Source organism: Sphingomonas sp. AC435, assembly GCF_979253005.1.
The window spans coordinates 134,935-160,991 of sequence record NZ_CEEDCJ010000009.1 but is presented as its reverse complement, the minus strand read 5'-3'; the positions used below and the strand labels follow the sequence as shown (position 1 = coordinate 160,991).

The window sequence follows — 26,057 nt, the reverse complement described above, 5'->3', positions numbered from 1 at the left end:
AACAGGTCGCTCATTCCAGTCTCCTCTCAGAGCCTGAATCAGATCGCGCCTCTCACATCAATGGGTCCTGACCCTAGGACCCCATGTCCCGCTGAGCGACGAAGCATCGACACGGACGCCCTTGTCGAAGACGCGCGCGATATCGCGACCATCTGGAAAGGTGCCGAAACGGGAACCGAAGTCTGCCGCATGTCGGCTCCGCCGCGTGGGGGTCGCTGGAAACCTTGGAGGAATAGCGCTCCGCCAATTCACCGGCTCGCCGGTCAAGCGCAGTCATTCCCCTCACACTCCGTTCGCCCAGACAAAAGACCGCTTCACCGCAAACATCATACCGCTACGCAACATAGTAACACCTAATCTATAGTGAATATAAGTTTCAAATATGACGATACTGTTGTCATCAGGTGGGGCCGTACAAACCGGCTAATGCCTTGAGTTCACCTGCGAAATGTATTTTTGACTCGGCCGTGGTTGTTGCTACACCTTGTTAACCGATCGTTCACACAGGCGATCCCGGTCGATCCGGGCAATGCTCGTACCGAGACAATTGGCGTAATAAGGGGCTCATAAGATGATCAAGTATCTTGGTGCAGTTGCAGCGCTTGCGTTGTGGTCCGGGGCCGCGGAGGCTCGTGTCGTGACCATCGAATATGCCAGTACGACAAATCGACTGAATGGCGACGTGTCGGGTCGATTTACGTTCGATACGAGAACAGCCTCCCGCCGGGACTTCAGTCAGCCAGGAACTGACATTGCTGTCTATACAGGAACTCCCCCGTGGCAGCATTCTTTTGATCTCTTCGGAGAGACGCGTGCAACGCAACCGCTGTCCATCGACGTTAGCAGCGACGCGTTCCTGGATATCATTTCCTTCTACTCGCAAATCCCTGAGACGACGGACTTTATTGTGCTTTCTCTCTTCTATCCGCTTGGTACAAACATCAATCGTGATCTGCCTGACTCCGGATTCGAGAATGCTACTTTCGGAGTTGTTGCATTCTTTGGTCAACCGGGATTCTTGAGCCAGGATCTGGCGAGGTACAGCGTCTCCTACGCCAACTCGGTGCCGGAACCGGCGACCTGGGCGATGATGATCGGCGGGATCGGTATGGTCGGGGGCGCTCTGCGTCGCCGTTCGCGGAATGCGCTCGCCGCCGCCGCCTGACACCAACCGACTCATCGGTCCGGCAGGTGCCGGACCGATTTCCTGATGATGTTCTGAAATTCGTAGGGTGATCCATGCACGCATTGCTTCGCAAACTTCTGCTCACGGCCACCGCGACCACGCTGGCGGGCCTTTCGATCGCGCCGGCGCAGGCGGTGACCTTTACCCTGATCGACTCCGGCGGAGCCGCGGTCGGATCGCAGGCCCGCCTCGGCTTCGAGGTCGCTGCCAGCTATTGGTCGTCCGTCCTGCGTGACAACACCAACATCAATCTCAGCATCGGCTTCTCCTCGCTGGGCTCCAACATCGTCGGTCAGACCGCTTCGGCTCGCGCCTTCGTGGACAATTCCGCTGTCTATGGCCGGCTCGCATCGGACGCGACCTCGTCACTGGATCGTATGGCGGTCGGATCGCTCCAGCCACTGGCGAACGGGGACCGGGGACAAACCTACCTCTCCGCGACGGCGAATGCCTTCAACGTCACGCGCACCGCCTATATCGATACCCGCACGCGGTTCGATAATGACGGTTCGATCAATAACGGCGTCGCCTCGGTCAACGTGGCCAACGCCAAGGCTCTGGGCCTGACCAGGGATGCCAACGGTACTCCCATCAATCAGAACGCCTTCGATGGCGCGATCACGTTCAGCAGCGATTTCAACTTCGACTTCGATCCGCGAAACGGCATCGCCGCCAACAGCTTCGATTTCATCGGCACCGCCATCCACGAGATCGGACATGCCCTGGGGTTCGTCAGCGGCGTGGACATCTATGACGCGGTCACCGGGCCGAGGGGAATGCAGTTTCCCGGGGCGGCAGAGACGAGCGTGATCCTCACACCTCTCGATTACTTCCGCTACAGCGCGCCCGGTCGTCTGGACTGGTCGACGCAGAACACGCCCTACACGTCGGCCGATGGTGGGCGGACCCAGCTCTTCGGCAACTCGCTGATGTCCACCGGTCGCCTGAACGGCGACGGGCAACAGGCATCGCATTGGAAGGACTCGCCGCGCGGCGACCCGTCGGAGGGGATCCTCGATCCAACCATCGCGTTCGGGCAGACCCTGGAGGTGACCGCGCTCGATCTGGCGGCGTACGACATGATCGGCTGGGATATCGCGTTCGATCCGCTGAGCCGCCCCGGCTACCGGATGAGCACGGCATCGATCTACCGGAACTTCCTCGGCGGCGCGGTGCCGGAGCCGGCGAGCTGGGCGATGATGATCGCGGGCGTCGGCTTCGCCGGCGGCGCGCTGCGGCGGCGGCGTGCCATGACGGTCAAGCTGTCCTTCGCCTGATCGCGAGGCCGCCCAACCGTCGCCACGAGGCGCTACCGGGTGCTCCCGGTAGCGCCTCGTTCCGTGTGAACGGCTGCCGGGCGTTTTGCTGCGGCGGGAGATGTGGCGGCCAACCATGAAAGCGGCGAGGTGCGTTCGCAACCGCTCATGGCGCCCGTCGTGAAAGCGCACATAGCCCGGTTCACGCGCTCGACCTTGCTGTTGATCTACGGGTAGCTCCGTTCGGCGCGCCAGTGTTCGAGGTCGTTGGCCTCGCAGATCAGGGCGAAGCATCTGGCGCGCTCGGCCGGTGCCGTGGTTATGACAGGCTCCCGATTTCCTCTGGGTGGGACAGAGGGAGAGCGACCCGCCCGCGACGATCACCCCGCCTCGGCCACCGCCTTCGTCGCCGCCTCGCCCGTCCAGTCGAGGTCGCCGATCGTGCGCCACACTTCCTTGCCCTGCGCGTCGAACAGGATGCTGGTCGGCAGGTTGCTCGCGACCGCAGGCACCCACGCCATCTTCGGGTCGGTCCACGATTTCAGCGCCTTGAATTTGCGCTCCGCGAGGAACGCGGTCGCCTTGGCCGGGTCCATGTCCTGGCTCAGTGTCACGACGCGCAACTTCGCCCCTTCGCGCACGGCCAGCGCGTCGAGCGTCGGCAGCTCCTTCACGCACGGACCGCACCATGTCGCCCACAGGTTCAGCAGCACCGGCGTGCCGCGATAGGTCGCCAGCGTCACCGGCTTGCCTTCCGGGTCGACGAACGCCAGCGTCGGCGCGGCTTCCCCCTTGTGACTGCGGTCGATCGTGCCGGCGGGCTTCGCCGCGACAGCACCCGACGGCGCGGCTTCGTCGGGCGACACGGCATTCGCCATCTGGTCCGGAGACGCCTGTTCTTGCCCGGCGGGGGTCGAGGCCCTATCGCAACCGGCGACCGCCAGCCCGGCGACGAGAACGAGACCGATCGAGCGCATGAGTACCTCCAACAGCATGTGGGGCGGCCGCTTCGCCGAAGGGCCGTCCGCGGTGATGCGCGAGATCAACGCCTCGCTCCCCTTCGACCAGCGAATGTGGCGTCAGGACGTGGCGGGCAGCCGCGCGCATGTCGCCATGCTCGGGAAACAGGGCATCGTCCAGCCCGCCGATGCAGAAGCCATTGCCGAGGGATTGACGCAGGTTGCCGCCGGCTATGAGCGGGACGGCGTGCCCGACGACCTGTCGCTGGAAGATATCCACATGCTGACCGAGGCGCGGCTGGCGGATGCGATCGGCCCCGTCGCCGGTCGCCTTCACACCGCGCGGTCGCGCAACGATCAGGTTGCGACCGATTTCCGCCTCTGGGTGCGCGATGCGATCGATCAGGTGCTGGATGCGCTGACGGCGTTCCAGGCGGCGCTGCTGGTGCGGGCGGAGGAGCATGCCGGGGCCGTAATGCCCGGCTTCACGCACCTGCAATCGGCGCAGCCGGTGACGCTCGGCCATCATCTGATGGCGTATTACGAGATGATCGCGCGCGACGTGTCGCGCTTTACCGATGCGCGGGCGCGGATGAACCTGTGTCCGCTGGGATCGGCGGCGCTGGCGGGGACTGGCTTTCCGATCGACCGGCACGCGACCGCAGAGGCGCTGGGGTTCGACGGGCCGACGCGCAACTCGCTCGACTCGGTCAGCGACCGCGATTTCGCGCTCGATTACCTTGCCGCGGCGGCGCAATGCTCGCTGCACCTGTCGCGCTTGGCTGAGGAGTTCGTGCTGTGGGCGTCGCAGCCCTTCGGCTTCGTCGCGCTCAGCGATCAATGGTCGACCGGCAGCTCGATCATGCCGCAGAAGCGCAACCCGGATGCGGCCGAGCTGGTGCGCGGTCATTCGGGGCGGATCACCGGCTGCCTCGTGTCGTTGATGATGACGATGAAGGGTCTGCCGCTCGCCTATTCCAAGGACATGCAGGACGATAAACCGCCTGTGTTCGAGGCGCACGACCTGCTCGGCCTCAGCATTGCGGCGATGACCGGTATGGTCGAGAGCGCGACGTTCCGCACCGACCGGATGCGCGCGCTCGCCGAATCGGGCTATGCCACCGCCACCGATCTCGCCGACTGGCTGGTGCGGGAGGCGGGGGTGCCGTTTCGTGAGGCGCATCACATCACCGGCCGCGCGGTGGCGCGGGCGGAGGCGTTGGGGGTGACGCTCGACGCAGTGCCGCTGGGCGATTTGCGGGCGATCGATGCGCGGATCGACGCGCGGGTGTTCGACGTGTTGTCGGTCGACGCCTCGGTCGCCAGTCGCACCAGCTTCGGCGGCACCGCGCCGGCCAATGTCCGCGCGGCGATCGCCGTCGCCAGGGGGGAAGCATGACGCGTCTCGTTCTTTTCGCGGCGTTGCTGCTCGCCGGGTGCGGCGCGGCGGACGGGTTGCAACCGCCGCCCGGTGGTAAATTGCCCGTCGCCCCAGTCGGCGCGCGCGCGACGCCGACGCCGGCGCAGCTGCTGACCCCGACGACGCAGCAACGCCCGCTCCGCAACGACGAGCTGCTGCGCCGTTCGGAAGAGCGCCGCTCCGACGATTTCAACCTGCCGCCGCAGTGATCTTTCACCCCTCCCCTTGAAGGGGGCGGGGGGTGGGGTGCTTCCGCAAGCCCGTCGCTGGCGGAGAGGCCCCACCCCAACCCCTCCCCTGAAGGGGAGGGGCTATCGAGCTTAGGAATCGCATGGACCATTTCGCCTATCGGGACGGTGTCCTCCACGTCGAGGACGTATCCGTACCCGCGATCGCAAAGGCGGTCGGCACACCCGTCTACATCTACTCCGCCGCCACCTTGCGCCGCCACGCGCAGGTGTTCCGTGAGGGGTTGAAGGACGTGCCGCGCAAGCACCTCGCCTATGCGATCAAGGCCAATCCCAACCTCGCCGTCCTCCGCGTCCTCGCCGACGAAGGCTATGGTGCGGACGTAGTGTCGGTCGGCGAAATGAAGCGGGCGCTGGCGGCCGGGATGCCGCCCGCCGACATCGTCTTCTCGGGCGTCGGCAAGACCCGCGCCGAGCTGGCCGCCGCGCTCGACGCCGGCATCGGCCAGTTCAACCTGGAACTGGAGGAGGAGGGCGTCGTCCTCGCCGCGCTGGCCGCCGAACGCGGGCTGGTCGCGCCGGCGACGCTGCGCGTGAACCCCGATGTCGACGCTGGCACGCACGCCAAGATCTCGACCGGCATGAAGGAGAACAAGTTCGGCGTGCCGGTCGATCAGGCGGCGGGCATGTATGCGCGCCTGTCGGGTCTGCCGGGCCTGAACCTGCGCGGCATCGCGATCCATATCGGCAGCCAGTTGTTCGACCTCGCCCCGCTGGAGGCGGCCTATGCGCGCGTCGGCGATCTCGTCGCGGAGTTGCGCGCGAGCGGCCACACGGTCACGCATGTCGACCTCGGCGGCGGTCTGGGCGTGCCGTACAAGAGTGGCGACATGCCGCCGTCTCCCGCCGACTACGGCGCGATGGTCGCGCGCGTCACCGAAGGGTGGGACGTGGAGCTGATGTTCGAACCCGGCCGCGTCATCGCCGGCAATGCGGGCGTGCTGGCGACCGAAGTCATCTGGGTGAAGCCGGGCGTCGTCCACCCCTACGTCATCGTCGATGCGGCGATGAACGACCTCGCCCGCGTCGCGCTGTACGATGCCTATCACGATTTCGTTGCGGTGGAGCCGACCGGCGAGCGGATGACCGCGAACATCGCCGGCCCGGTGTGCGAGAGCGGGGACACCTTCGCGATGGGCCGCGATATCGATGCGGTCGCGTCGGGCGATCTCGCGGTGTTGCGGACGGCGGGGGCGTACGGCGCGACGATGGCGTCGACCTACAACAGCCGCCCGCTGGTGCCCGAAGTGCTGGTCGACGGCGATCGGTATGCGGTGGTCGCCGACCGCGTCGCGGCGGAGGCGCTGATCGCGGCGGAGCGCGTACCCGACTGGCTGGAGGGGTAGTCCGTTCGCGGGTGCACGAGGGGTAGCAAACCCAGCCGTCATGCCGGGCTTGTCCCGGCATCCACGGTTCGCCACAACCGCCGGCTAACCGGTTCGCGCACTGGTGGATGTCGGGATCGGCCCGGCATGACGTGAGACAGAAAGCCCCATCGGATGAGCAACGCAGGCCGATGACCCTCCACAGCCTCCCGCTCTTCGTGCGCCTTGCCGGTCGCCCCGTGATCCTGCTGGGTGAGGGGGAGGCCGCCGACGCCAAGCGCCGCCTGCTCGACCGCGCCGGGGCGGTTGTCGTCGGTGAGGACGCAGCGGCTGCGCTCGCGATCGTCGCGCTCGACGACGAGGCGGAGGCGCTGGCCGCGGTGGCGCGGCTCAAGGCGCGCGGCATCCTCGTCAACGCCGTCGACCGGCCCGATCACTGCGACTTCACGCTGCCCGCGATCGTAGACCGTGACCCTGTGCTGGTCGCGATCGGCACCGGCGGCGTCTCCGCCGGCCTTGCCGCCGCGTTGCGTCAGCGGCTGGAGGCGTTGCTGCCCGCCTCGCTGGGCACGCTCGCGAAGGGGCTCCACGCCGGTCGCGCGACGCTGCGCGCGCGCTTTCCCGACAGTGGCGAGCGGCGTCGCGCCATCGCTGCCGCACTCGCCCCTGCCGGCCCGCTCGATCCGCTGGAGGAGCGCGACGTTGCCGCGTGGCTTACTGATCCGCAGGCGCCCGCGCCCGCGACGCTCGTCCGCATCGCGCTGTCCTCGCCCGACCCGGACGACCTGACCCTGCGTCAGGCGAGACTGCTCGCCTCCGCCGATCGCGTCTTCCACGCTGCGGACGTGCCGCGCGCGATCCTCGACCGCGCCCGCGCCGATGCCGCGCGGATCGCGGGCGAACCGACCGGAGAACCCGGCCTCTCGATCCGGCTGGACATGGCATGAAGGCGTATTGCTACCGGATCGTCGACGGCCAGGCGGAGGCGATCGACCTCGATCGCGCGATGGCGGAGCAGTGCCAGCTCGTCTGGGTGCATTTGCCGCAGATCGACGCGGAGACGATCGCGTGGCTGCACGATGTGGCGCAGCTCGACGACTATATCGTCGATGCGCTGACCGCGACGGAAACGCGCCCCCGGTGCGAGGCGATCGGTCACGGCGCGTTCCTCAACCTGCGCGGCCGGTCGCACGATCCGCTCGACAGTTCGGACCTGCTGGCGTCGGTGCGTATCTGGGCCGTGAAAGGCCGCTGCTACTCGGTCACGCGCAAGCCGATGATTGCGGTCGGCGTCGTCAAGGAAGAGGTCGCGAAGGGCGAGATTCGCGATCCCGGCGACCTCATCACCGCCTTTGCCGCGGCGATCACCAACGACCTCGATCCCGACGTCGCCGATCTGGGCGATCAGTTGGACGATTGCGAGGAGCGGCTCGACCCCAACCACGTCTTCGACCTGCGCCGCACTGTCAGCAAGGTGCGGGTCGCGGCGATCACCTATCGGCGTTTCCTCAGTCCGCAGCGGGCAGCGCTGGAGAAGCTGGCGTCGTTGTCGGGCGACTGGCTGGGCGACGACGACCGCCTCCACATCGCCGCCGCCGCCGACCGCGCCGCGCGCATGGCCGAGGAACTGGAATCGATCCGCGAACGCTCTGCGCTGATGCACGAAACGCTGTCCGACCTGCGCGCGGAGCAGATCGACAGCCGCTCGCTCGTCATTTCGATCGTGGCCATGGTGTTCCTGCCGCTGACGTTCCTGACCGGTCTGTACGGCATGAACGTGGAAGGGCTGCCGTTCGCCAAGGAGCCGTGGGCGTTCGACATGATCGCCGGCATGTGCATCGCGATTTCGGTCGGGGTGATCGGGTGGTTCCTGCGGAAGCACTGGTTTTCGGGCTGACGCGCGTCAGCCCGAGTTGCGCAGGCCCGTCGCGATGGCGTTGATCGACAGCAGGATACCCTCCCCGATCCGCTCGTCCTGATCGCCGGCGCGGTGGCGCTTCATCAATTCAATCTGGAGGAGGTTGAGCGGCTCGATATAGGGCAGCCGCAGCCGGATCGAGGCGTCGAGCGCGGGGTGATCCTCCAGCAGGCGCGACTGACCGGTGGTGGCGAGCAGACCGTCCTGCGTCAGGTGCCACGCGTCGCGGATGGTCGTGAACCGGTCGCGCAGACCGTCCTCGACCAGCTCCGCGTAGCGCGCCGCAACGGTCATGTCCGACTTCGCCAGCACCATTTCCATGTTGGCGAGGGTGGAGGCGAACAGTGGCCGGCCCTTCGCCATCTCGCGCAGCAGGCCCTTGTCCTCGAACGCAGCGATGGCCTGACCGACGCCGTACCAGCCGGGCAGCATCACGCGCGCCTGTGCCCAGCTGAACACCCACGGGATCGCGCGCAGATCCTCGATCCGGTCGGACTTGGTCCGGCTGGCGGGGCGGCTGCCGATCTTCAGGTTCGCGATCTCCGCGATCGGAGTCATCTGGCGGAAGAAGGTCCGGAAATCGTCGGAGCCGTAGACGAGGTCCCGATAGGCGCGGAAGGCGTGACCGGACAGCGTCTCCATCGCCGCGGAGAAGGCGCTGTTCTCCGAATTGGACAGGCGTACGGGTTCGAGGCTGGCGAGCAACGTCGCCGACGCGATCGCCTCCAGATTGGTCGCCGCACTTTCGCGCGTGCCGTATTTGGCGGCGATCACCTCGCCCTGTTCGGTGATGCGGATGCGGCCCTGCACGGTGCCGGTCGGCTGCGCACGGATCGCCGCGAAGGCGGAGCCGCCGCCGCGCCCGACCGCGCCGCCGCGACCGTGAAACAGCTGCATGCCCACGCCCGCCGCCTCGAACACCGGGCGGAGCGCCGTCGATGCCTTGGACAGACCCCAGGTCGAGGACAGGTAACCACCGTCCTTGTTCGAATCGGAATAGCCGATCATCACCTCCTGATGCCCGCGGGCGGCGGCGATCGCGGCCACTTCCGGCAGCGCGAACCAGTCGGTCATGATCGCCGGTGCCGCCGCCAGATCCTCGATCGTCTCGAACAGGGGCACGGCCATAATCGCGGCAGTCGGCGTGTCGCCAGGACGGTAGAGGCCAGCTTCCTTGAGCAGCAGGTGCACCTCCAGCAGGTCGGACACCGATTTGGCCATCGACACGATGTAGATGCCGATCGCGGCGGGGCCGTAACGGGCATGCGCCTCCGCCGCGGCCTGGACGATCGCGAGTTCGGACGCTGTTTCGTCCGAATAGGCGTGGAAGCGGCTGGTTAGCGGACGTGGCGATGCGAGTTCGCGGCGGAGAAGCGCGATCCGCGCCGCCTCGTCGAGCGCAAGATAGTCGGTGTCGACCCCGGCGATCGCGAGCAGTTCCGCAACGACGCGTTCGTGCACCGCGGAATTCTGGCGCAGGTCGAGCGCGGCGAGGTGAAATCCGAACACGTCGACCGCGCGGACCAGCCGGCCGAGCGCGCCGCTCGACCGCAAGGCACCGTCGCCGCCCTTAACCGCGCCCATCGTCGCCAGCGCGCGGGCGAGCGTGACCAGATCGGCGCGGAACGCCTGTGGGTTGGGGTAGCGTTCGCCGCGGAGCGCGCCGGGCCGGGGCGCGCCCTTGCCGGTCAGCGCCTGATAGGTGGCGGCGAGGCGCGCGTAGATGCCCGACAGCGCACGGCGGAACGGTTCGTCCTGACGGCTGGTGGCGGTATCGCCGCTTGCATTCGCCAGCGCCTCGACCGCGGGATCGATGTCGATGCGCAGCGAGGAGATCGACAGCTCCGCCCCCAGCGCGTGGATCGTATCGCAATAATAGCCGAGCACCGCCTCGCTCGCGCGGCCCAGCGCCAGCGTCAGCGAGGCCGCGGTGACATTGGGATTGCCGTCGCGGTCGCCGCCGATCCAGCTTCCCGGCCGCAGGAAGGGCGGCGTGCGATGCCCAAGCGCGCGGTCCCAGCGCTGGTAGAGGGCGGGCAACACCGGCAGGAACACGTCGCGCAAATAGGACAGCGCGGTTTCCACCTCGTCCGCCACCCCCAGCCGGTCGCGGCGCAGGACGCGCGTCTGCCACAAAAGGGCGATCTGCCGCGTGATCGCCTCGTCGACGAGATCGCCTTCGGTCGTTTCCTCGTGCCCCGCGTCGCGGATCGCCAACAGTTCGGCAATGCGGTTGCGATGGTCGATCATGCTCTTGCGCCGCACCTCGGTCGGGTGGGCGGTCAGCACGGGCGCGACCAGCGCGTGGTCGAGCAGCGCCAGTACCGACGCGGCATCGACGCCCTCGTCGGCGAGCCGGCGCAGCGCGGAGGCGACGTCCGCGCCCTCGTCGGCGGCGATGCCCTGACGATCCTCGGCGAGGTTCGCCAGCATCGAGAACAGCATGAAGCCGCGAACGAAATCCAGCGTCTCGTCGAGGTCGAGCTTTTCGAGCTGGAGGTCGACGGACGCGCCGTCGTTCAGGCCGCGGTGCCGTTCGACCGAGGCACGGCGGATCGTCTCGGTCGCCGCGAACAGCCGCTCGCCGCCATAGGCGCGGATCACGTCGCCGAGCAGCGCGCCGAGGTATCGGATGTCGGGATTGTTCGCGATGGGGGGAAGGCTGGCCATGCGACGATGCTGCGCTGCGGCAGGGCGGGCGTCAACCATGATGCTCTTGCCCGGCGAACAGCGGACCTGCCGGTCGCGATCTTCAGAATCGTTAAACGTCTTCGGCGTATTCGGGAGATGTGCGGCATGACCATGCTCCGATCCGTCAGTCCAGCGACCCCTTCGGGAGCCGCTCCGCTGGCGTTGCGCGGGAGTTCGCGGCGATGGCGGCGGATATCGGCGAGCTCGAGCGCATTGCCGCCGATCCGCTCATCGGCGACGGCGCGGAGCCGCTGCGCGCGCTGGCCGAACGCCTTCGGTCGACGATGGAAGACCAGTTCGACGGTATGGCGGCACAATCCGCCGTCTTCCCCTGGTGGGAGGCGCGATGCCGCGATGTGCAACAGGCCATCCGGCGGTCCTGACACGCAGCAGGTTAATTTTCATGCGCGATGTCCCGGTTCGGGGCGGTGGCTGCAGACGTTAACCACGATGCTCGATTAACGCCATTTTAGGCGCGTCGATGCGCCAGTAATTGAGGAACATCCGTCAGGACGCTGCCATTCGGACGTGGTGGCCATCATCATCGACATCACCGACAAGCTCACCCTGCTGCGCAGGGCGCGTCGGTTGGCGAAGGATGTGCAGAGATCGCAGCTTCGGATGGCGCAGGGCCTGCTTCAGGCGACCGAGGACGAAGTGAAGCGGCAGATGCAGGTGCTGTGCGATCAGGAGGCGGGGAAGGACGAGGTCGATGCGGCGATCGAGATCATGCCGCTGTTAACCAAACTCCTCCTCCAGCGGCGCGAGAAACTGGGTCGCCTCGAAGCCGAATTCCTCGGCAACCCCTATGGGGACGTCGAGGAGGAGTAATCATCGTCAGCGTACACGCGTAGAGGAGATGACGGCATGGATATGGGTCTGGATCAGGGCTGGCGCGATGACGCCAGCCCGGTGGAGCTTCTCACGGTTGACGATGGGCTCGGCGACGGCGGGTTGGGCGATGATGGGCGTGGCGCGGAGGAGCGGAACGAGCTGCACTTCCTCGCCGCGCTGTGCGACGAACTGATGCGCAGCCTGTTGGCGGCGGGCGTTCTCAGCCGCGCGCAGCTCAACGAGGTGGAGGCGGCGGTGGCCAAGCGCGTCGGCCATTCGCCCAGAGGCTGGTAGGGCGGCTGGTAGGGCGGCTGGTCTTCACGGAACCAGGGCTTACGGCCCCGGCGCGACCGGGGTCGGCGCGCCGCGCTGACCACCGCGATAGGCTTCACGCTCCTCGGAGGTGACGGTGCCGTCGTGGTTCAGGTCCATCGCATCGAACCGCGCGAGCAGCCCTTCGGAATATTCGATCTGGGTGATCTTGCCGTCGCCGTTGCGGTCGAGGGTGGTCAGCCGCGTGTTGGCGCGGGGCAGTTCGTCCGTGGTCAGCGCGTCGTCGCCATTGCGGTCGAGCGTGCGGAACCGGCGGCTGATCGCGCCGCCGTAATCGAGCCGCGACGTAACGGAGGGCGGCGTGAAGTTCGCGGCCTTCGCATCGGCCGCCGCCATATTGTCCTGCGCCTTGTCGCCGCACGCCGCCACTGCGAGCGCCATCACGCCCGCCACCACGATCCGCATCGATATCCCCAATTCAGCCCAGTCGTTCAGGCTTCCAGCTCGATATCCCAGTAGAGCCAGTCATGCCACGTATCGTGCAGGTAATTGGGCGGGAAGGACCGCCCATGTTCCTGCAGATGCCAATTGGTGGGGCGTATAGGCTCCACATACAATGGCATCGCCGCCTGTTTCGGCGTTCGACCGCCTTTTTTCAGGTTGCAGGGGGCGCAGGCGGTGACCACGTTTTCCCATGTCGTCCGCCCGCCCTGCGCGCGCGGGACGACATGGTCGAAGGTCAGATCGCGCGCGACGCCGCAATATTGGCAGGCGAACCGATCACGCAGGAACAGGTTGAAGCGGGTGAAGGCGGGAAATTGCGACGGCTTCACATATTGCTTCAGCGCGATCACGGACGGCAGCTTCAGCGACACCTTGGCGCTGTGCACCTCCCGCTCGTAATGCGCGACGACGTCGACGCGGTCGAGGAACATCGCCTTGACGGCGGTCTGCCACGGCCACAGGCTGAGCGGGTAATAGGACAGCGGCGTATAGTCCGCGTTGAGCACGAGCGTGGGACAACTGTCGGGGTGCCGGATCAGGTCGGGATGAAACACGCGCCCTCCCAAGCGAATTCGCCGATGATCTCGCGGGCGCTGTCGCCCATCGGCGTGACGCCATGATGACAGCACGGAGCATGATTCCGGGTCAAGGGGGGATAGTTACCCGCTTCGCCCCCAGCCCGACCGGACGGCTGCATCTGGGCCATGCCGCCTCCGCGATTCGCGCGCACGACTTCGCGATTATACGGGGCGGGCGGTTCCTGATGCGGATCGAAGATATCGACGGGACGCGGAGTCGGCCGGAGCATGTCGCGGACATCCTGGCCGATCTCGCCTGGCTGGGGCTTCGCTGGGATGGGCCGGTGTTCCAGTCGCAGCGGCTGGACCTGTACGCCGAAGCACTTGCGAAGCTGGATGCGATGGGGCTGGTCTATCGCTGCTACTGCACGCGTGCCGCGCTCGCGGCCAGCCTGTCGGCGCCGCATGGATCGGAGGCGGTATATCCCGGTATCTGCCGAAACCGGCCGCGTGACGACGACACGGATGCGCCGCATTGCTGGCGACTGGATGTCGCGAAGGCGCTGGCGCGGACCGGGCCGCTGATCTGGTGGGACGAAACCGCGGGACCCGTTGCGTGCGAGGCGGCGGCGCAGGGTGATGTCGTGCTGGCGCGCAAGGATGCGCCGTCCAGCTATCATCTGGCGGTCACCGTCGACGATGCGGCGCAGAGCGTGACGGACGTGGTGCGCGGTATCGACCTGTTCGCCGCGACGCATATCCACCGATTGTTGCAGGCGCTGCTCGGGGTGCCGACGCCGCGCTATCGTCATCATCCGCTGTTGGCCGGCCCGAACGGCGAGCGGCTGGCGAAGCGGCACGGTGCGCCGACGTTGGCAGCCCTGCGTGAGGCGGGGGAGGATGGTCGTGCCCTGGCCGACCTGCTGCGGGCGGGCTGCTTGCCCTCTGGTTTTTCGGCGCGGACCGCCTAGATTAGTGTCATGAACACGTTCCTCGTCATCCTGCTGATCGCCGCGATGATCGCGACGGTCGTGGCGCTCGTCCGCGGCGTCGTCTCCTTCCTTCAGGAATCGCATGCGCAGGTGCATGGCGAGGGGCCGAGCCAGGCATCGCTCAAATCCAACCGCATGATGCAGCAGCGCATCTTCTTCCAGGCGTTGGCGGTGCTGATCGTGGTCGTGATCCTGTTCGCGGCGGGCCGTACCTGACGCTGTCCGCGCGCTGATCCCCCCGATGGTCAAGCTCACCAAAATCTACACCCGCACCGGCGACACCGGCACCACCGGGCTGGTCGACGGATCGCGCGTCGCGAAGTCCGATCCGCGCATTGCCGCGATCGGCGACGTGGACGAGGCCAACAGCGTGTTGGGCGTGGCACTGGTTGCAGTCCCGGCCGGGACGGTGCGCGACGAGTTGGTTCGCATCCAGAACGACCTGTTCGACCTGGGGGCGGACCTCGCGACGCCCGGTGGCATCGACGGCGCTTTGCGTATCGTGCCGACGCAGGTCGAGCGGCTGGAGCGGGCGATCGATGCACTGAATGCCGACCTGTCGCCGCTGACCAGCTTCATCCTGCCCGGTGGCGATGCCGGTGCGGCGGGCCTGCATCTCGCACGCGCGGTCGTGCGGCGCGCAGAGCGGTCGGTGACCGCGATGCCGGAGGCGAGCCGCGTAGCTGCAACCTATATCAATAGACTGTCGGATTACCTGTTCGTAGCTGCGCGGGCGCTGAACCAAAGCGGCGCAGGCGACGTTCTGTGGGTTCCGGGGGGAACGCGCTGAGCTTAAGGTCCGCGCAACATTGGCGAAAGGCGCGGGCATGACGATAGCGGCGGTAGCGGACGCACGGTCGCCCCTTGGCGAGCGACTGAAGGCAGTCCGGGCATTGAGTCTGGCGCTGGCAGGGCCGCTGTCGGATGCCGATGCGACGGTGCAGTCGATGCCGGACGCGTCGCCGACCAAATGGCATCTGGCGCATACCACGTGGTTCTTCGAGACGTTCGTGCTCCGCGATCACGTGCCCGGATATCGGCTGCACGACACGCGCTGGCCGTTCCTGTTCAACAGCTATTACGAGGCAGAGGGTCGCCGCCATGCGCGCGACCGCCGCGGCATGTTGACGCGTCCATCGCTGGGCGAGGTGCGGGCGTACCGCGCGCACGTCGACGCGGCGTTGGTCGCAGCGCTGTCGACACTGCCGGACACGGCGCTGGAACTGGTCGAACTCGGCTGTCACCACGAGGAACAGCACCAGGAACTGCTCGTCACCGATATTCTGCACGGCTTTTCCGAGAACCCGCTGGAGCCGGCATTGTGGCCGGCGGCGCGCAAGGTGCCGGTGGCGATGCCGGGGCCGATCGCATGGGTGGAGGGCCGGACCGGCATCGTCCAGATCGGTCATGCCGGCGATGGTTTCGCGTTCGATTGCGAAGGGCCGCGTCATGGTGCGTTACTGACCCCGCATGCGCTCGCCGACCGGACGGTCACCAATGGCGAGTGGCAGGCGTTCATCGCCGATGGCGGCTACCGCGAGCCGCGCTGGTGGCTGGCGGACGGCTGGGCGTGGGTGAAGGCGGAGGCGATCGTCGCGCCGTTGTACTGGGAGGAGCAGGACGGCGTCTGGACGCGCTTCGGCCTGGACGGTCGGCGCGCGATCGATCCGGCCGCGCCCGTCACGCATGTCAGCTTCTTCGAGGCGGACGCCTATGCCGCCTGGGCCGGCGCGCGCCTGCCGACCGAGTTCGAATGGGAAGCGGCGGCGGCCGGACTTGACCCCGCCGGTGGCAACCAGATGGCCGATGCGGGTCCGGTCGAGCCACGACCGGGCGGCGGCCTGTTCGGAGATGTCTGGGAATGGACCGGCAGCGCGTACCGCCCCTATCCCGGCTTCAAGCCGGTCGAGGGTGCGGTCGGCGAATACAACGGCAAGTTCATGAGCGGGCAGTTCGTGCTGCGAGGCGGATCGTGCGCGACGCCGCGTGGTCACGCGCGGGCCAGCTACCGCAACTTCTTCTACCCGCATCAACGGTGGCAGTTCACCGGCGTGCGGCTCGCCAGGGATCTCTGACATGCTCAAGCAGGACGACGCGGACGGCACGCGCAGCTTCGCCGATCCGGCCTTCCGCGCCGACGTGCTGGCGGGACTGGAGCGCCGACCGCGCGCGATCCCGGCGCGCTGGTTCTACGATCGTCGCGGGTCGGAACTGTTCGAACACATCACCGATCTGCCGGAATATTACCCCACGCGAACCGAAGTCGCGATCCTGTCGCGGATCGGCGACGATGTGCGTGCGCGGATCGGCGAGGGACGTGCGGTGGTCGAGTTCGGCTCCGGCTCCTCGACCAAGACTCCGCTGCTGCTGGAGGCGATCGCGCCGTCCGCCTATGTCCCGATCGATATCTCGGGAGATTTCCTGCGCGCGTCGTCGAAGGTGCTGGCGGCACGCTTCCCCAACCTGCTGGTGCTGCCGTTCGAGGCGGATTTCATGCGGCCACTGACGCTGCCGCGGACGATCGCAGACGCACCGAAGCTGGGGTTCTTCCCGGGCAGCACGATCGGCAACATGACGCCGGCGATGGCGACCGACCTATTGCGCGCCATGAAGGCGTCGCTGGGCGAGGGCGCGATGCTGCTGATCGGGATGGACCGGATCAAGGATGCGGACGTGCTCGTTCCCGCCTATGACGATGCGGCGGGGGTGACGGCGGCGTTCAACATGAACCTGCTGGAGCGGATCAACCGCGAACTCGACGGGACGGTGCCGATCGACGCGTTTCGGCACGAGGCGCGGTGGAACGACGATCGCGCACGGGTCGAGATGCACTTGACCGCCACGCGCGACGCGACGTTCGACGTCGACAAGCGGCCGTTCGCGATCGCGGCGGGCGAGTCGATCCACACCGAGAACAGCCACAAATACGGTGCACGCGATGCCCGCATCCTGTTGCGCGCGGGTGGATGGACGCCGGTAGCGGAGTGGACCGATCCGGACGGGCTGTTCGCGGTGTACCTGGCGGAGGCGCAGGCGGAACGCGTCGCGCCCTAGTCGGGCTGTTGCCGCACCACCTGCGCGCGCCAGGTGGTGATGTAATGGGGATTGCCGCGGCACTCGCCCATTTCCGATTGTTCGGACAGGCGGAAGCGGGTGCCGTCCCAGACCAATGTCTGCATGACCCCGCAGTCGCCAAGGCCGCGACCCTTGGCGTAGCTGGTGAGTTCGCCGTTTTTCCACGCGCCGTTGACGACGGAGGTCGTCGCGTCCTCGGCGGCGGCGGGGGTGGGACCGAAGCCGGTGGGGACATCGGCCTTGGCGACCTCGACAGCATCGCCGCGGATCACGAACAAGGCCGACGACAGGTTATACGCCCCCGACGAGCAGGGCAGCATCACCAGCGTCGTGCCGCCGCCGAGCGCGTGCACCTCCGGCGGCATCTTGGCGGCGAAACTGTCGTCGCCGCAGGCCGCCAGCCGCTTCATGTCGGCAAGTTGCTTCGGCGTCGGCTTCGACGTGCTACCGGTCGCGACCACGGCGCGGATGACGGGAGCTGCGCGGCGATCCGGGACCGTCACTGCGGGCCTGTCGCCCTTCGCGACCAGCGCGGTTACCGTGCCGGCGCGACCCTGTTGCGCGTCGATCCAGCGCATGGCGGCGGACGCGCCCTTCAGCGACAGGGTGGCGCGGCGTTTGTCGCCGGCCTCCAGCACCGCGAGCGTCGTGCCGTTCGCCATCGCTGCGACGGTCGCGGCAGCGGCCGAGCCGTTCAGCGCCGGCAGCGGCATGCGGCGACTGTCGATCGTCACTGCTACGGGGCGGACGGGCTTTTCGTCGCCCGCGACGTCGAAGGACAGATCGATCGCGCCGTCCGGTCCCGGCTGCCGCAAGACGGCCATCGTCACCGGCGGGAACGGGTAGGCTCCATCCTCCGGCCCCAGCGAGGCCATCTGGCACAGGGCGGTATTGTCGCACGCGACGATCCAGTCGCCGAACGTCTTCTGTTCGCCCGGCTTCACCGGTGTCGGGGCGGCGTCCGCCACTGGTGTCGGTGTCGGTGCCGCCTGTGGTGAGGCGGCGGCGGCGTTGAGAGTCGGGCTGGGCGCGGACTCCGGCGCGTCGGAGACGGTGCACGCCCCCAGCAGGACGGAGCCGAAGACGAGCGCCGTAGCGGCGGGCAAAGCGATACGCATGCAGGGACAAACCCCGATGCTGGCGAGCGCGTTCCGCAGCCGCTATGCGCGCGGACATAGAGGAGAGAGCAGCATGCGGACTATCGGCGTGATCGGGGCGGGGCAAATGGGCGCAGGCATCGCGCAAGTGTCTGCCCAGGCAGGATTCAAAGTCCTGCTGGCCGACGTGTCGCAGGCACAGGCGGACAAGGGCAAGGCGGGGATCGCCAAGCAGCTCGACCGGGCGGTGACGAAGGAGAAGATCACCGGCGACGCGCGGGACGCTGCGCTGATGCTGATCGAACCGGTCGAGTCGGTGGCGGCGATGGGCGATTGCGAACTGGTCATCGAAGCGGCGACGGAGCGCGAGGCGATCAAGCGCCAGATCTTCGCCGATGTCAGCAAGGTGCTCCGCGCCGACGCGGTGCTGGCGTCGAACACCTCGTCGATCCCGATCACCCGGCTGGCGCAGGCTGCGCCCGACGCGGCGCGCTTCGTCGGTGTGCATTTCTTCAACCCGGTGCCGGTGATGGGCCTGATCGAACTGATCCGCGGCCTCGCCACGTCGGACGACACGGTGGCGACGGTGGAGCGCTACGCGCAGGCCCTGGGCAAGCGTGTCGTGCGCGCCAACGACGCACCGGGGTTCATCGTCAACCGCGTGCTGATGCCGATGCTGAACGAGGCGTGCTTCGCGCTGGGCGAGGGCGTCGCGACGATCCCGGATATCGATGCCGCCTGCCAGTTGGGCCTGAATCATCCGATGGGGCCGCTGACGCTGGCGGATTTCATCGGGCTGGACACGTGTCTGGAGATCACGCGCGTGTTGTTCGAGGGGACGGGCGATCCCAAGTTCCGGCCCGCGCCGCTGCTGGTGAAATATGTAGAGGCGGGTTGGTATGGGAAGAAGACCGGGCGCGGCTTCTATGACTATTCGGGCGAGACGCCAGTGCCGACGCGCTGATCTTGCGCGCGGGTAACGCACGTTGCCCGTACGCAAAGTTGCTTTGCATCAATAACCATGAGCCGTCCGTATCTCCTCCGCGTCGCTGGACGGCGCGGAGGAGAGCAGCATGAACCGGAATATCCTGAACGCAGTGGCCGTGGTCGCGATGGTCGCGGGCGGCGGAGCGGTCTACGCGCAGAAGAATCCCAAGGTCGGGGGTGCCGCGATGTACCCGACCAAGACCATCGTCGAGAATGCTGCGGCATCAAAGGACCACACGACGCTGGTCGCGGCGGTGAAGGCGGCCGATCTGGTCGGCACGCTGTCCGGCCCCGGACCGTTTACCGTCTTCGCGCCGACCAATGCGGCGTTCGCGAAGCTGCCGGCCGGGACCGTCGACACGCTGGTGAAGCCGGAGAACAAGGCGACGCTGACCGGCATCCTGACCTATCACGTCGTACCCGGCCGGATCACCGCGAAGGAGATCGCGGCAAAGGCGAAGGCGAACGGCGGTACCGCGACCTACACGACCGTGCAGGGTGAGCCGCTGACGTTCCACAAGGCGGGTGCCGGCTGGGGCATCATGGACGCCAAGGGCAATATGGGCCGGATCACGATCGCCGACGTGTATCAGTCGAACGGCGTCATCCACGTCATCGACACGGTGATGATGCCGTAACAAACGGGGCTTTGGTGGTTCTCCGGCTGGTGCCGAAGAACCACCAAGGCCCGCGGGAGTCTTCGTCCCGTCGCTGAAGCGTCATGGGCGCGTCATCGCCATCCTGTCTGGCCGAACGGTTAACAGGAGTGAACCATGATGCGCCGTATCGCTACGTTACTGATCGCCGTTGCCATCCCGGCCCTGCCGGCCCACGCCGCCAGCTTCGTCTCCAGCCTGTCGATCGCCAATGGCACCGACCTGTCGGGCTTTGCGGGCATCGGTAACAACCGACTGGGCGGGTTCGGGTCGGACCTCGTCTACAACGCCACCGACGGACTATTCTATGGCATCACCGATCGCGGGCCGGGCGGTGGCGTGCTGTCCTATGCACCGCGCATGCAGGCATTTTCGCTCGACATCGATTCGACCGGCGCGATCGGCGGCTTCACGTTGCAGCGGACGACGGTGTTTACCGACATGACCGGTCAGGCGTTCAATGGCTTGAACCCGCGCCTGCTGAACGGGAATAGCGCGACGCTTGGTCGCTCGTTCGATTCCGAGGGGCTGGCGCGGCTGGCGAACGGTAACATCCTCGTATCCGACGAATATGGTCCGTCCTTGTACGAGTTCGACGCGAACGGCCGAATGATCCGCAGTTTCACGACACCGGCCAACCTGCTGCCGAAAGAGGCGAACGGAACGCCGAACTATGTCGATGGTCGCCCGACGATCACCAGCGGTCGTCAGGACAATCGCGGGTTCGAGGGGCTGACGGTGACGCCGGACGGCAAGACCGCCTATGCGATCCTGCAGGACCCGCTGGTCGAGGAAGGCCGCGCCAACAACGGCAGTGCCGACGGCCGCTTCAGCCGCAACGTCCGTATCGTCGCGTTCGATATCGCGACCGGCCAGTCGACCGGTCAGTTCATCTATCAGCTCGAGGATCGTGCCGACATCAACGCGCGCGTGACGGACACGTTCGGGGCGAACAATCAGGGCCGGTCGATTGGCGTGTCGGCGATCCAATCGCTCGGCAATGGCAAGTTCCTGGTGCTGGAGCGGGACAACCGCGGCCTGAGCGTCGACGATACGGCGTCGACCGAAGTCGCGTCCAAGCGAATCTACCAGATCGACCTGACGGGGGCGACGAACGTGGCCAGCATCAGCCTGGCGGGCACCAACACGCTGCCGACTGGCGTGGTTGCGGCGAAGAAGGATGCGACGCCGTTCATCGACATTGCCGCCGCGCTGAAGGCGCGTGGATTGCAGGTGCCGGAGAAGATCGAGGGCTTCACCTTCGGACCGCGCACGGCGGATGGCGGCATCACGCTGATCGTCGCAACCGACAACGACTTCTCCGTCACGCAGAACGGCAGTGGCACGCAGTTCGACGTGTGCGTCAATGCGACCAACACGGTGCGGTCGCAGGTGGCGCTGGGCGGCGCATGCCCGACCGGCCAGTCGCTGATCCCCAATCTGGTCTACAGCTTCAAACTGTCGCGCGCCGAGTATCTGTCGCTGACCGGCGCGGTGCCGGAGCCGGCGACGTGGGCGATGATGATCGCGGGCTTCGGTCTGGTCGGCGGAGCGATGCGGCGCCGGCGGACAGCGTTGCGTTTCGCCTGAAGCATAAAGGGGGAGGGGCTGCGGCCCCTCCCCCCGGTTTCAGCCGATCAGCAGGCCGGCAAGCGCGGCGGACATCAGGTTCGCGAGGCTGCCGGCGACCAGCGCTCGGATGCCCAATTTTGCAATCATCGGCCGCTGATTGGGGGCGAGGCTGCCCGTCACCGCCATCTGGATCGCAATCGACGAAAAATTCGCGAAGCCGCACAGCGCGAAGGTGACGATCGCGACCGTGCGCGGCGACAACGCCGCCGCCTGCTGCCCGAGCGAGATATAGGCGACGAACTCGTTCAGAACGATCTTCTGCCCGAACAGGCCACCCGCGATCCCGGCCTCGCGCCAGGGCACGTTGAGCAGGAACAGCACGGGCGCGAAGACATAGCCGAGCAGCCCCTGGAACGACAGGCCGGTCAGCCCGATCATGTTGCCGAACCCGCCGAGCAGCCCGTTCGCGAGCGCCACGAGCGCGACGAACGCCAGCACCATCGCCCCGACCGCCACGGCCAGCTTGACGCCGGTCTGCGCCCCCTGCGCGGCGGCCATGATGAGATTCGCGGGGCGTTCCTCATCATGCGTCGCGTCGGGCAACGGCTCGCCGGGTGTTCCCTCCGGCAGCAAAGCGGCGGGGCCGACGCCGCTGATCCGCGCCTCGGCTAGGTGCACGTCGTTCGCGTGGACATCGCCGAGCGGCAGTTCGCCCTGCACCGGGACGCGTGCATCCGGCATGATGATCTTGGCCATCAGGATACCGCCCGGCGCGGCCATGAAGCTGGCGGCGAGCAGATATTCGATCGAGATGCCCATCGAGGCATAGGCTGCGAGAATCGTGCCCGCCACGCCGGCCATGCCGCTGGTCATGACGGTGAACAATTGCGGCGGGGTAAGGCCGGCGAGATAGGGGCGGATGACGAGCGGTGATTCCGACTGACCGACGAAGATGTTGGCCGCCGCGCAGAGCGACTCGACCTTCGATACGCCGATCACCTTTTCGATGCCGCCCCCGATCCAACGCACGACCAGCTGCATGACGCCGAGATAATAGAGGATCGACACGAGGCTGGCGAAGAAGATGATGACGGGCAGCGCCGCGATCGCGAAGCTGTTGCCGCCGATCGCCGGCGTCGCGAGCGGACCGAACAGGAAGTCGGTGCCGGCCTTGGCGTAGCTCAGCAGGTCCGCGACGCCGCCCGACAGGAAGGCGAGCACCGAGCGGCCCCAGGGAGCATACAGCACCAGCACCGCGATCCCGACCTGAAGCGCAAACGCCGCGCCGACGACGCGCAGCCGGATCGCGCGCCGGTCGTTGGACAGGAGGACGGCGATACCGAGAATGACGACGATGCCGGCGATACCGATCAGGAAGCGGCTCACGAACGGCCCGCCCGGCCGGAAAACGCGCGATTGGTCCCAAACGTCACGGCAAACAGCCCCTTCTTGAGACGTTTGCACGCCCCGAACCTCGATATTGCCGCACGTTATGGCAATAATCGCGGGCGTAGGACAGCCCCGTGGTGGCGGGCAGCCGGCAATGCAGGAACAGGGAGCGCGCAAAAGCATGAACGGCGATGCCACGGCCGCGATTGTGCCCGTCGACGGTGGGCGCTAGCACTCCGGCGATGGATACCGCCCTCCGCATCCCACGCTCGCTGTTCGCTTTTTCGATCTTCTACGGCGGGATGGTGTGCATCGCCGGCGTGCTCGGCAACAAGCAGGTGGCCCTCGGGCCGCTCGCGGTCGAGGCGGGGATCTTCGCGTTCCTGCTGCTGGTGGTGACGTCGTCGGCGGTCGCGGAACTGCACGGGCGCGACATCGCCAACCGGCTGGTGCGGATCGGCTTCGTCCCCCTGATCGTGTCGATCCTGCTGGCGGTCGTGGTGCTGGCGGTGCCGGCGAGCCCGCAGATGGAGCCGGCCAGGCGCGACGCGTTCGCGCTGATGATGGGCGGCACGCCGCGCATCTGGCTGGGCGGGATCGTCGCCTATGGTATCTCGCAGACGCTCAACGTCACGATCTTTTCGTGGCTGAAGGGACGGGAGGGATCGACGCTGCTGTGGCTGCGCGCAGGCATCGCCAGTATCCTGAGCCAGATCGTCGACACGCTGTTGTTCGTGTCCATTGCGTTCCTCGGCGTGTTTCCGATCGGCGAGTTGCTGGCCGGGCAGATGCTGGCAAAGGTGGTGCTGTCGGCGGTGTTGGTGCCGCCGGCAATCTACCTGTTCGTTGGGTTGGGGCGGCGGCTGGACCGGTAGGGCGGCGACCTCTCCGGGATGGCCGATCGATGCGGAACCGGCGGTGTGGCGGCTTGTCGCGCTGAACGCCTCATAAGGCGCCCTGCTTACACCGACATCCGCTTTCGTCTCCTCGTCACGATCGTTAAGGGCGCAGCATGACCGATCATTCTCCCGACGCCGCCCTGCTCGCCAAGGCGGAGACGCTGACCGAGGCGTTGCCGTATCTTCAGCGTTACGCCGGCCAGACCTTCGTCGTGAAATATGGCGGCCACGCAATGGGCGATCCGGAGCTGCAACGCGACTTCGCGGAGGACGTGGTGCTGCTGAAGGCGGTCGGGATCAATCCGGTCGTCGTCCACGGCGGCGGTCCGCAGATCGGCGCGATGCTGAAGCGGCTGGGCGTCGAGTCGCAGTTCGTGAACGGACTGCGCGTGACCGACGCGGAGACCGCGAAGATCGCCGAGATGGTTCTCGCGGGATCGATCAACAAGGATATCGTCGGCTGGATCGGACAGGCGGGCGGACGCGCGGTCGGCATCTCCGGCAAGGATGCCGGGCTGGTGCTGGCGGAGAAGGTCGGCCTGCGCGATCCCGATCCGTTGCAGGGAATCGAGCGGCATGTCGATCTGGGCTTTGTCGGCGAGCCGATCGCGATCGACCGGCGCATTCTCGACACGCTGTCGCACGCGGGCATCATCCCGGTCGTCGCGCCGGTCGGCGTTGGCGCGGACGGGACGACGTACAACATCAACGCCGATACGATGGCCGGCGCGATCGCAGCGGCGATGGGGGCGTCGCGGTTCTTCCTGCTGACCGACGTGGCGGGGGTGCTCGACAAGCAGGGCGAGTTGCTGACCTCGCTCGACCCGGTCGCGGTGGAGCAACTGCGCGCCGACGGGACGATCACCGGTGGCATGATCCCCAAGATCGAGACGTGCGTGGCGGCGGTGCAGTCCGGCGTCGACGCTGCGGTCATCCTCGACGGCCGCATCCCTCACGCGATGCTGCTGGAGATCTTCACGCGGCAGGGTGCGGGCACGTTGGTGAGCGCGAAGGCGGCGCGATAGCCGACGCTATCGGCCGCCCCTTCACTCCCGCACGCTAGCCGCGAGCGGCTTTGACGACCTTGATGAAGCTCCACACCTCCGGCGAGAAGGGTGGCTGGCGATCGCCCTGCCATTCCGGCATCGCGTCGTAGAGTTTCGTCGCGCCTGTCATCATTTCCGGCGTGGCGACTGCGGTGAAGGGGGCGAGCAGCGCCTGCCACGCGTCATATAGTTCGACGGCCTGCGGCGATGCTGGGTCGAGCGGGAGGGCGGCGATGCGGGTACCCAGCGCCTCCCACTGGTCGGCATAGCCCTGCTGATCGAAGCCGGTCGGCATGCGATCGGCCCAGCGGGCCTGTTCTTCGGGCGTGTAGTAGCGGTCGACGACCTGTTTCCAGTCGGCGTGCGTCATGATCCTGTCTCCTTGTGAAATCAGCGAGCAGAGGGTCGCGGCATCGAGCGGCTCGCCGCGGTCGAGGCGGGACCGGGCGGCGATCAACACCGCGCGGGCGGCGGCGAGATCATCGATCCGCCGGTCGAGCGCTGCGAGTTGTGCGGCGACGATCCCGGCGATCGGGAGCGGACGGTCGGCGAGCACCGCACCGATCTGGGACAGCGTGAACCCCGCCGCCTTCAGCGCGACGATGCGGCCGACGCGGTCCAGTTCCGCGACTCCGAAGATGCGGCGGCCGGCGGCGGTGCGCAGCGGGCGGACCAGCCCGCGCGCCTCGTAAAAGCGGAGCGCGCGGGCGCTCAGCCCGGTGCGGCGGACCACGTCGGCGGTGCCGAGTGGTGCGATGTCGGTGGCGTGTGCATGATTCGCCGGGTAGCGGATGACGCTGCGTCAGCTTCAAGCGGTTTTTGCATGGCATCGGGTGTTCGCGCCGCCCGCGACACCCTATAGATATTGACGACACCCGTTTCGGAGAGTTCCCGTCTTGATCGCCATCCTTCAGATCGTCCAGCTGCTCCTCAACGTCCTGTGGTGGATCATCGTCGTGCAGGCGATCCTGTCGTGGCTGATCGCGTTCAATGTCATCAACACGTACAGCGACTTCGTGCGGACGGTGTGGAATGCGCTGCAGCGGATCACCGAGCCGCTCTATCGGCCTATCCGGCGGATCCTGCCCGATTTCGGCGCACTCGACCTGTCGCCGATGGTCGTGCTGCTGATCGTGTACATCCTGTCCAACATCGTACTGCCCAACATCATGATGAACTACATGGCGGCGACGACCGCGGTCTGAACCCCCG

27 protein-coding genes and 2 pseudogenes are annotated in these 26,057 nt (G+C 67.0%); 22 read left to right on the top strand and 7 right to left on the bottom strand.

Annotated features, from left to right (window positions below):
- Positions 1-571: 571 nt before the first annotated feature.
- The gene (locus tag AC0CH8_RS16100) at positions 572-1,165 is read left to right on the top strand and encodes a PEPxxWA-CTERM sorting domain-containing protein (protein WP_204198973.1); all 594 of its coding nucleotides are present in this window, start codon (positions 572-574) and stop codon (positions 1,163-1,165) included.
- Between the two features lie 74 nt (positions 1,166-1,239).
- Positions 1,240-2,463 (top strand): NF038122 family metalloprotease, encoded by a 1,224-nt coding sequence (locus AC0CH8_RS16095; RefSeq protein WP_465240761.1) that lies wholly within the window; start codon positions 1,240-1,242, stop codon positions 2,461-2,463.
- Positions 2,464-2,822: 359 nt separating this feature from the next.
- Here the strand turns inward: AC0CH8_RS16095 and AC0CH8_RS16090 are convergent, their stop codons facing one another.
- Positions 2,823-3,419, bottom strand: a complete 597-nt coding sequence (locus AC0CH8_RS16090) for a TlpA family protein disulfide reductase (protein ID WP_465240760.1) — start codon at positions 3,417-3,419, stop codon at positions 2,823-2,825.
- Positions 3,420-3,435: 16 nt separating this feature from the next.
- Here AC0CH8_RS16090 and argH point away from each other — a divergent pair, with 16 nt between their 5' ends.
- The 5 genes from argH (at position 3,436) to AC0CH8_RS16065 (ending at position 8,291) form a co-directional block, all read left to right on the top strand.
- Positions 3,436-4,800, top strand: a complete 1,365-nt coding sequence (argH, locus tag AC0CH8_RS16085; protein ID WP_465240767.1) for an argininosuccinate lyase — start codon at positions 3,436-3,438, stop codon at positions 4,798-4,800.
- Positions 4,797-5,030: a hypothetical protein gene (locus AC0CH8_RS16080; RefSeq protein ID WP_204198969.1), complete on the top strand. Its 234-nt coding sequence runs from the start codon at positions 4,797-4,799 to the stop codon at positions 5,028-5,030. The genes argH and AC0CH8_RS16080 overlap by 4 nt, the downstream gene beginning before the upstream one ends.
- 122 nt (positions 5,031-5,152) lie before the next feature.
- The gene (gene lysA / locus AC0CH8_RS16075; protein WP_465240759.1) at positions 5,153-6,415 is read left to right on the top strand and encodes a diaminopimelate decarboxylase; all 1,263 of its coding nucleotides are present in this window, start codon (positions 5,153-5,155) and stop codon (positions 6,413-6,415) included.
- Between the two features lie 170 nt (positions 6,416-6,585).
- Entirely contained in the window at positions 6,586-7,341 is a 756-nt protein-coding gene (locus tag AC0CH8_RS16070; RefSeq protein WP_465240758.1) for a precorrin-2 dehydrogenase/sirohydrochlorin ferrochelatase family protein, read from the top strand.
- Entirely contained in the window at positions 7,338-8,291 is a 954-nt protein-coding gene (locus AC0CH8_RS16065) for a zinc transporter ZntB (RefSeq protein WP_465240757.1), read from the top strand. The genes AC0CH8_RS16070 and AC0CH8_RS16065 overlap by 4 nt, the downstream gene beginning before the upstream one ends.
- Positions 8,292-8,297: 6 nt before the next feature.
- On the opposite strand, the gene ppc is transcribed toward AC0CH8_RS16065, so the two are convergent.
- Positions 8,298-10,982: a phosphoenolpyruvate carboxylase gene (gene ppc / locus AC0CH8_RS16060; protein WP_465240756.1), complete on the bottom strand. Its 2,685-nt coding sequence runs from the start codon at positions 10,980-10,982 to the stop codon at positions 8,298-8,300.
- A gap of 203 nt (positions 10,983-11,185) precedes the next feature.
- Between ppc and AC0CH8_RS16055 the strand changes: the two genes are divergently transcribed.
- From AC0CH8_RS16055 to AC0CH8_RS16045, 3 genes are all read left to right on the top strand, one after another.
- Positions 11,186-11,386 carry a hypothetical protein gene (locus AC0CH8_RS16055; RefSeq protein ID WP_204198964.1) on the top strand — a complete coding sequence of 67 codons (201 nt, stop codon included), beginning with the start codon at positions 11,186-11,188 and terminating at the stop codon, positions 11,384-11,386.
- A 148-nt stretch (positions 11,387-11,534) separates the two neighbouring features.
- On the top strand, positions 11,535-11,834 hold the full coding sequence (locus tag AC0CH8_RS16050) for a hypothetical protein (protein ID WP_465240755.1): 300 nt from the start codon (positions 11,535-11,537) through the stop codon (positions 11,832-11,834).
- A 36-nt stretch (positions 11,835-11,870) separates the two neighbouring features.
- Positions 11,871-12,131, top strand: a complete 261-nt coding sequence (locus AC0CH8_RS16045; protein ID WP_465240754.1) for a hypothetical protein — start codon at positions 11,871-11,873, stop codon at positions 12,129-12,131.
- Between the two features lie 39 nt (positions 12,132-12,170).
- Here the strand turns inward: AC0CH8_RS16045 and AC0CH8_RS16040 are convergent, their stop codons facing one another.
- Positions 12,171-12,575 carry an EF-hand domain-containing protein gene (locus AC0CH8_RS16040; protein ID WP_204198961.1) on the bottom strand — a complete coding sequence of 135 codons (405 nt, stop codon included), beginning with the start codon at positions 12,573-12,575 and terminating at the stop codon, positions 12,171-12,173.
- A 26-nt stretch (positions 12,576-12,601) separates the two neighbouring features.
- On the bottom strand, positions 12,602-13,168 hold the full coding sequence (locus AC0CH8_RS16035) for an HNH endonuclease (RefSeq protein WP_318293487.1): 567 nt from the start codon (positions 13,166-13,168) through the stop codon (positions 12,602-12,604).
- A gap of 80 nt (positions 13,169-13,248) precedes the next feature.
- Here AC0CH8_RS16035 and gluQRS point away from each other — a divergent pair, with 80 nt between their 5' ends.
- From gluQRS to egtD, 5 genes are read left to right on the top strand one after another with little or no spacing between them, the layout of a single operon-like run.
- The gene (gluQRS, locus tag AC0CH8_RS16030) at positions 13,249-14,103 is read left to right on the top strand and encodes a tRNA glutamyl-Q(34) synthetase GluQRS (protein WP_465240753.1); all 855 of its coding nucleotides are present in this window, start codon (positions 13,249-13,251) and stop codon (positions 14,101-14,103) included.
- 9 nt (positions 14,104-14,112) lie between these two features.
- Positions 14,113-14,340: a twin transmembrane helix small protein gene (locus AC0CH8_RS16025; protein ID WP_204198959.1), complete on the top strand. Its 228-nt coding sequence runs from the start codon at positions 14,113-14,115 to the stop codon at positions 14,338-14,340.
- A gap of 25 nt (positions 14,341-14,365) precedes the next feature.
- Complete coding sequence (locus AC0CH8_RS16020; protein ID WP_465240752.1) at positions 14,366-14,914, top strand: cob(I)yrinic acid a,c-diamide adenosyltransferase; 549 nt, start codon at positions 14,366-14,368, stop codon at positions 14,912-14,914.
- Between the two features lie 37 nt (positions 14,915-14,951).
- Complete coding sequence (egtB, locus tag AC0CH8_RS16015) at positions 14,952-16,199, top strand: ergothioneine biosynthesis protein EgtB (RefSeq protein ID WP_465240751.1); 1,248 nt, start codon at positions 14,952-14,954, stop codon at positions 16,197-16,199.
- A 1-nt stretch (position 16,200) separates the two neighbouring features.
- Positions 16,201-17,178 (top strand): L-histidine N(alpha)-methyltransferase, encoded by a 978-nt coding sequence (egtD, locus tag AC0CH8_RS16010; protein WP_204198956.1) that lies wholly within the window; start codon positions 16,201-16,203, stop codon positions 17,176-17,178.
- Here the strand turns inward: egtD and AC0CH8_RS16005 are convergent.
- The gene (locus tag AC0CH8_RS16005; RefSeq protein ID WP_465240750.1) at positions 17,175-18,317 is read right to left on the bottom strand and encodes a DUF1176 domain-containing protein; all 1,143 of its coding nucleotides are present in this window, start codon (positions 18,315-18,317) and stop codon (positions 17,175-17,177) included. The two genes, egtD and AC0CH8_RS16005, sit on opposite strands and share 4 nt — an antisense overlap.
- Before the next feature lie 73 nt (positions 18,318-18,390).
- On the opposite strand from AC0CH8_RS16005, the gene AC0CH8_RS16000 reads away from it, so the two are divergent.
- The 4 genes and pseudogenes from AC0CH8_RS16000 to AC0CH8_RS15985 form a co-directional block, all read left to right on the top strand.
- On the top strand, positions 18,391-19,260 hold the full coding sequence (locus AC0CH8_RS16000; RefSeq protein WP_465240749.1) for a 3-hydroxybutyryl-CoA dehydrogenase: 870 nt from the start codon (positions 18,391-18,393) through the stop codon (positions 19,258-19,260).
- Positions 19,261-19,369: 109 nt separating this feature from the next.
- Positions 19,370-19,921, top strand: a complete 552-nt coding sequence (locus AC0CH8_RS15995; RefSeq protein WP_204198953.1) for a fasciclin domain-containing protein — start codon at positions 19,370-19,372, stop codon at positions 19,919-19,921.
- 135 nt (positions 19,922-20,056) lie between these two features.
- Positions 20,057-21,247: pseudogene (locus tag AC0CH8_RS15990) on the top strand (esterase-like activity of phytase family protein); the annotation flags it as partial.
- Positions 21,248-21,427: 180 nt separating this feature from the next.
- A pseudogene (locus AC0CH8_RS15985) lies at positions 21,428-21,529 on the top strand (PEPxxWA-CTERM sorting domain-containing protein); the annotation flags it as partial.
- Positions 21,530-21,568: 39 nt separating this feature from the next.
- Here the strand turns inward: AC0CH8_RS15985 and AC0CH8_RS15980 are convergent.
- The gene (locus tag AC0CH8_RS15980) at positions 21,569-22,897 is read right to left on the bottom strand and encodes a NupC/NupG family nucleoside CNT transporter (RefSeq protein WP_465240748.1); all 1,329 of its coding nucleotides are present in this window, start codon (positions 22,895-22,897) and stop codon (positions 21,569-21,571) included.
- 245 nt (positions 22,898-23,142) lie between these two features.
- On the opposite strand from AC0CH8_RS15980, the gene AC0CH8_RS15975 reads away from it, so the two are divergent.
- Both AC0CH8_RS15975 and argB read left to right on the top strand, forming a co-directional pair.
- Entirely contained in the window at positions 23,143-23,775 is a 633-nt protein-coding gene (locus AC0CH8_RS15975) for a queuosine precursor transporter (protein ID WP_465240747.1), read from the top strand.
- A 137-nt stretch (positions 23,776-23,912) separates the two neighbouring features.
- Positions 23,913-24,824, top strand: a complete 912-nt coding sequence (argB, locus tag AC0CH8_RS15970; protein WP_465240746.1) for an acetylglutamate kinase — start codon at positions 23,913-23,915, stop codon at positions 24,822-24,824.
- A gap of 34 nt (positions 24,825-24,858) precedes the next feature.
- On the opposite strand, the gene AC0CH8_RS15965 is transcribed toward argB, so the two are convergent.
- A complete protein-coding gene (locus AC0CH8_RS15965; RefSeq protein ID WP_465240745.1) occupies positions 24,859-25,578 on the bottom strand; it encodes a MerR family transcriptional regulator in 720 nt (239 codons plus the stop codon).
- A 163-nt stretch (positions 25,579-25,741) separates the two neighbouring features.
- On the opposite strand from AC0CH8_RS15965, the gene AC0CH8_RS15960 reads away from it, so the two are divergent.
- Positions 25,742-26,050 carry a YggT family protein gene (locus tag AC0CH8_RS15960; protein ID WP_204198947.1) on the top strand — a complete coding sequence of 103 codons (309 nt, stop codon included), beginning with the start codon at positions 25,742-25,744 and terminating at the stop codon, positions 26,048-26,050.
- The last annotated feature ends 7 nt before the right edge of the window (positions 26,051-26,057 follow it).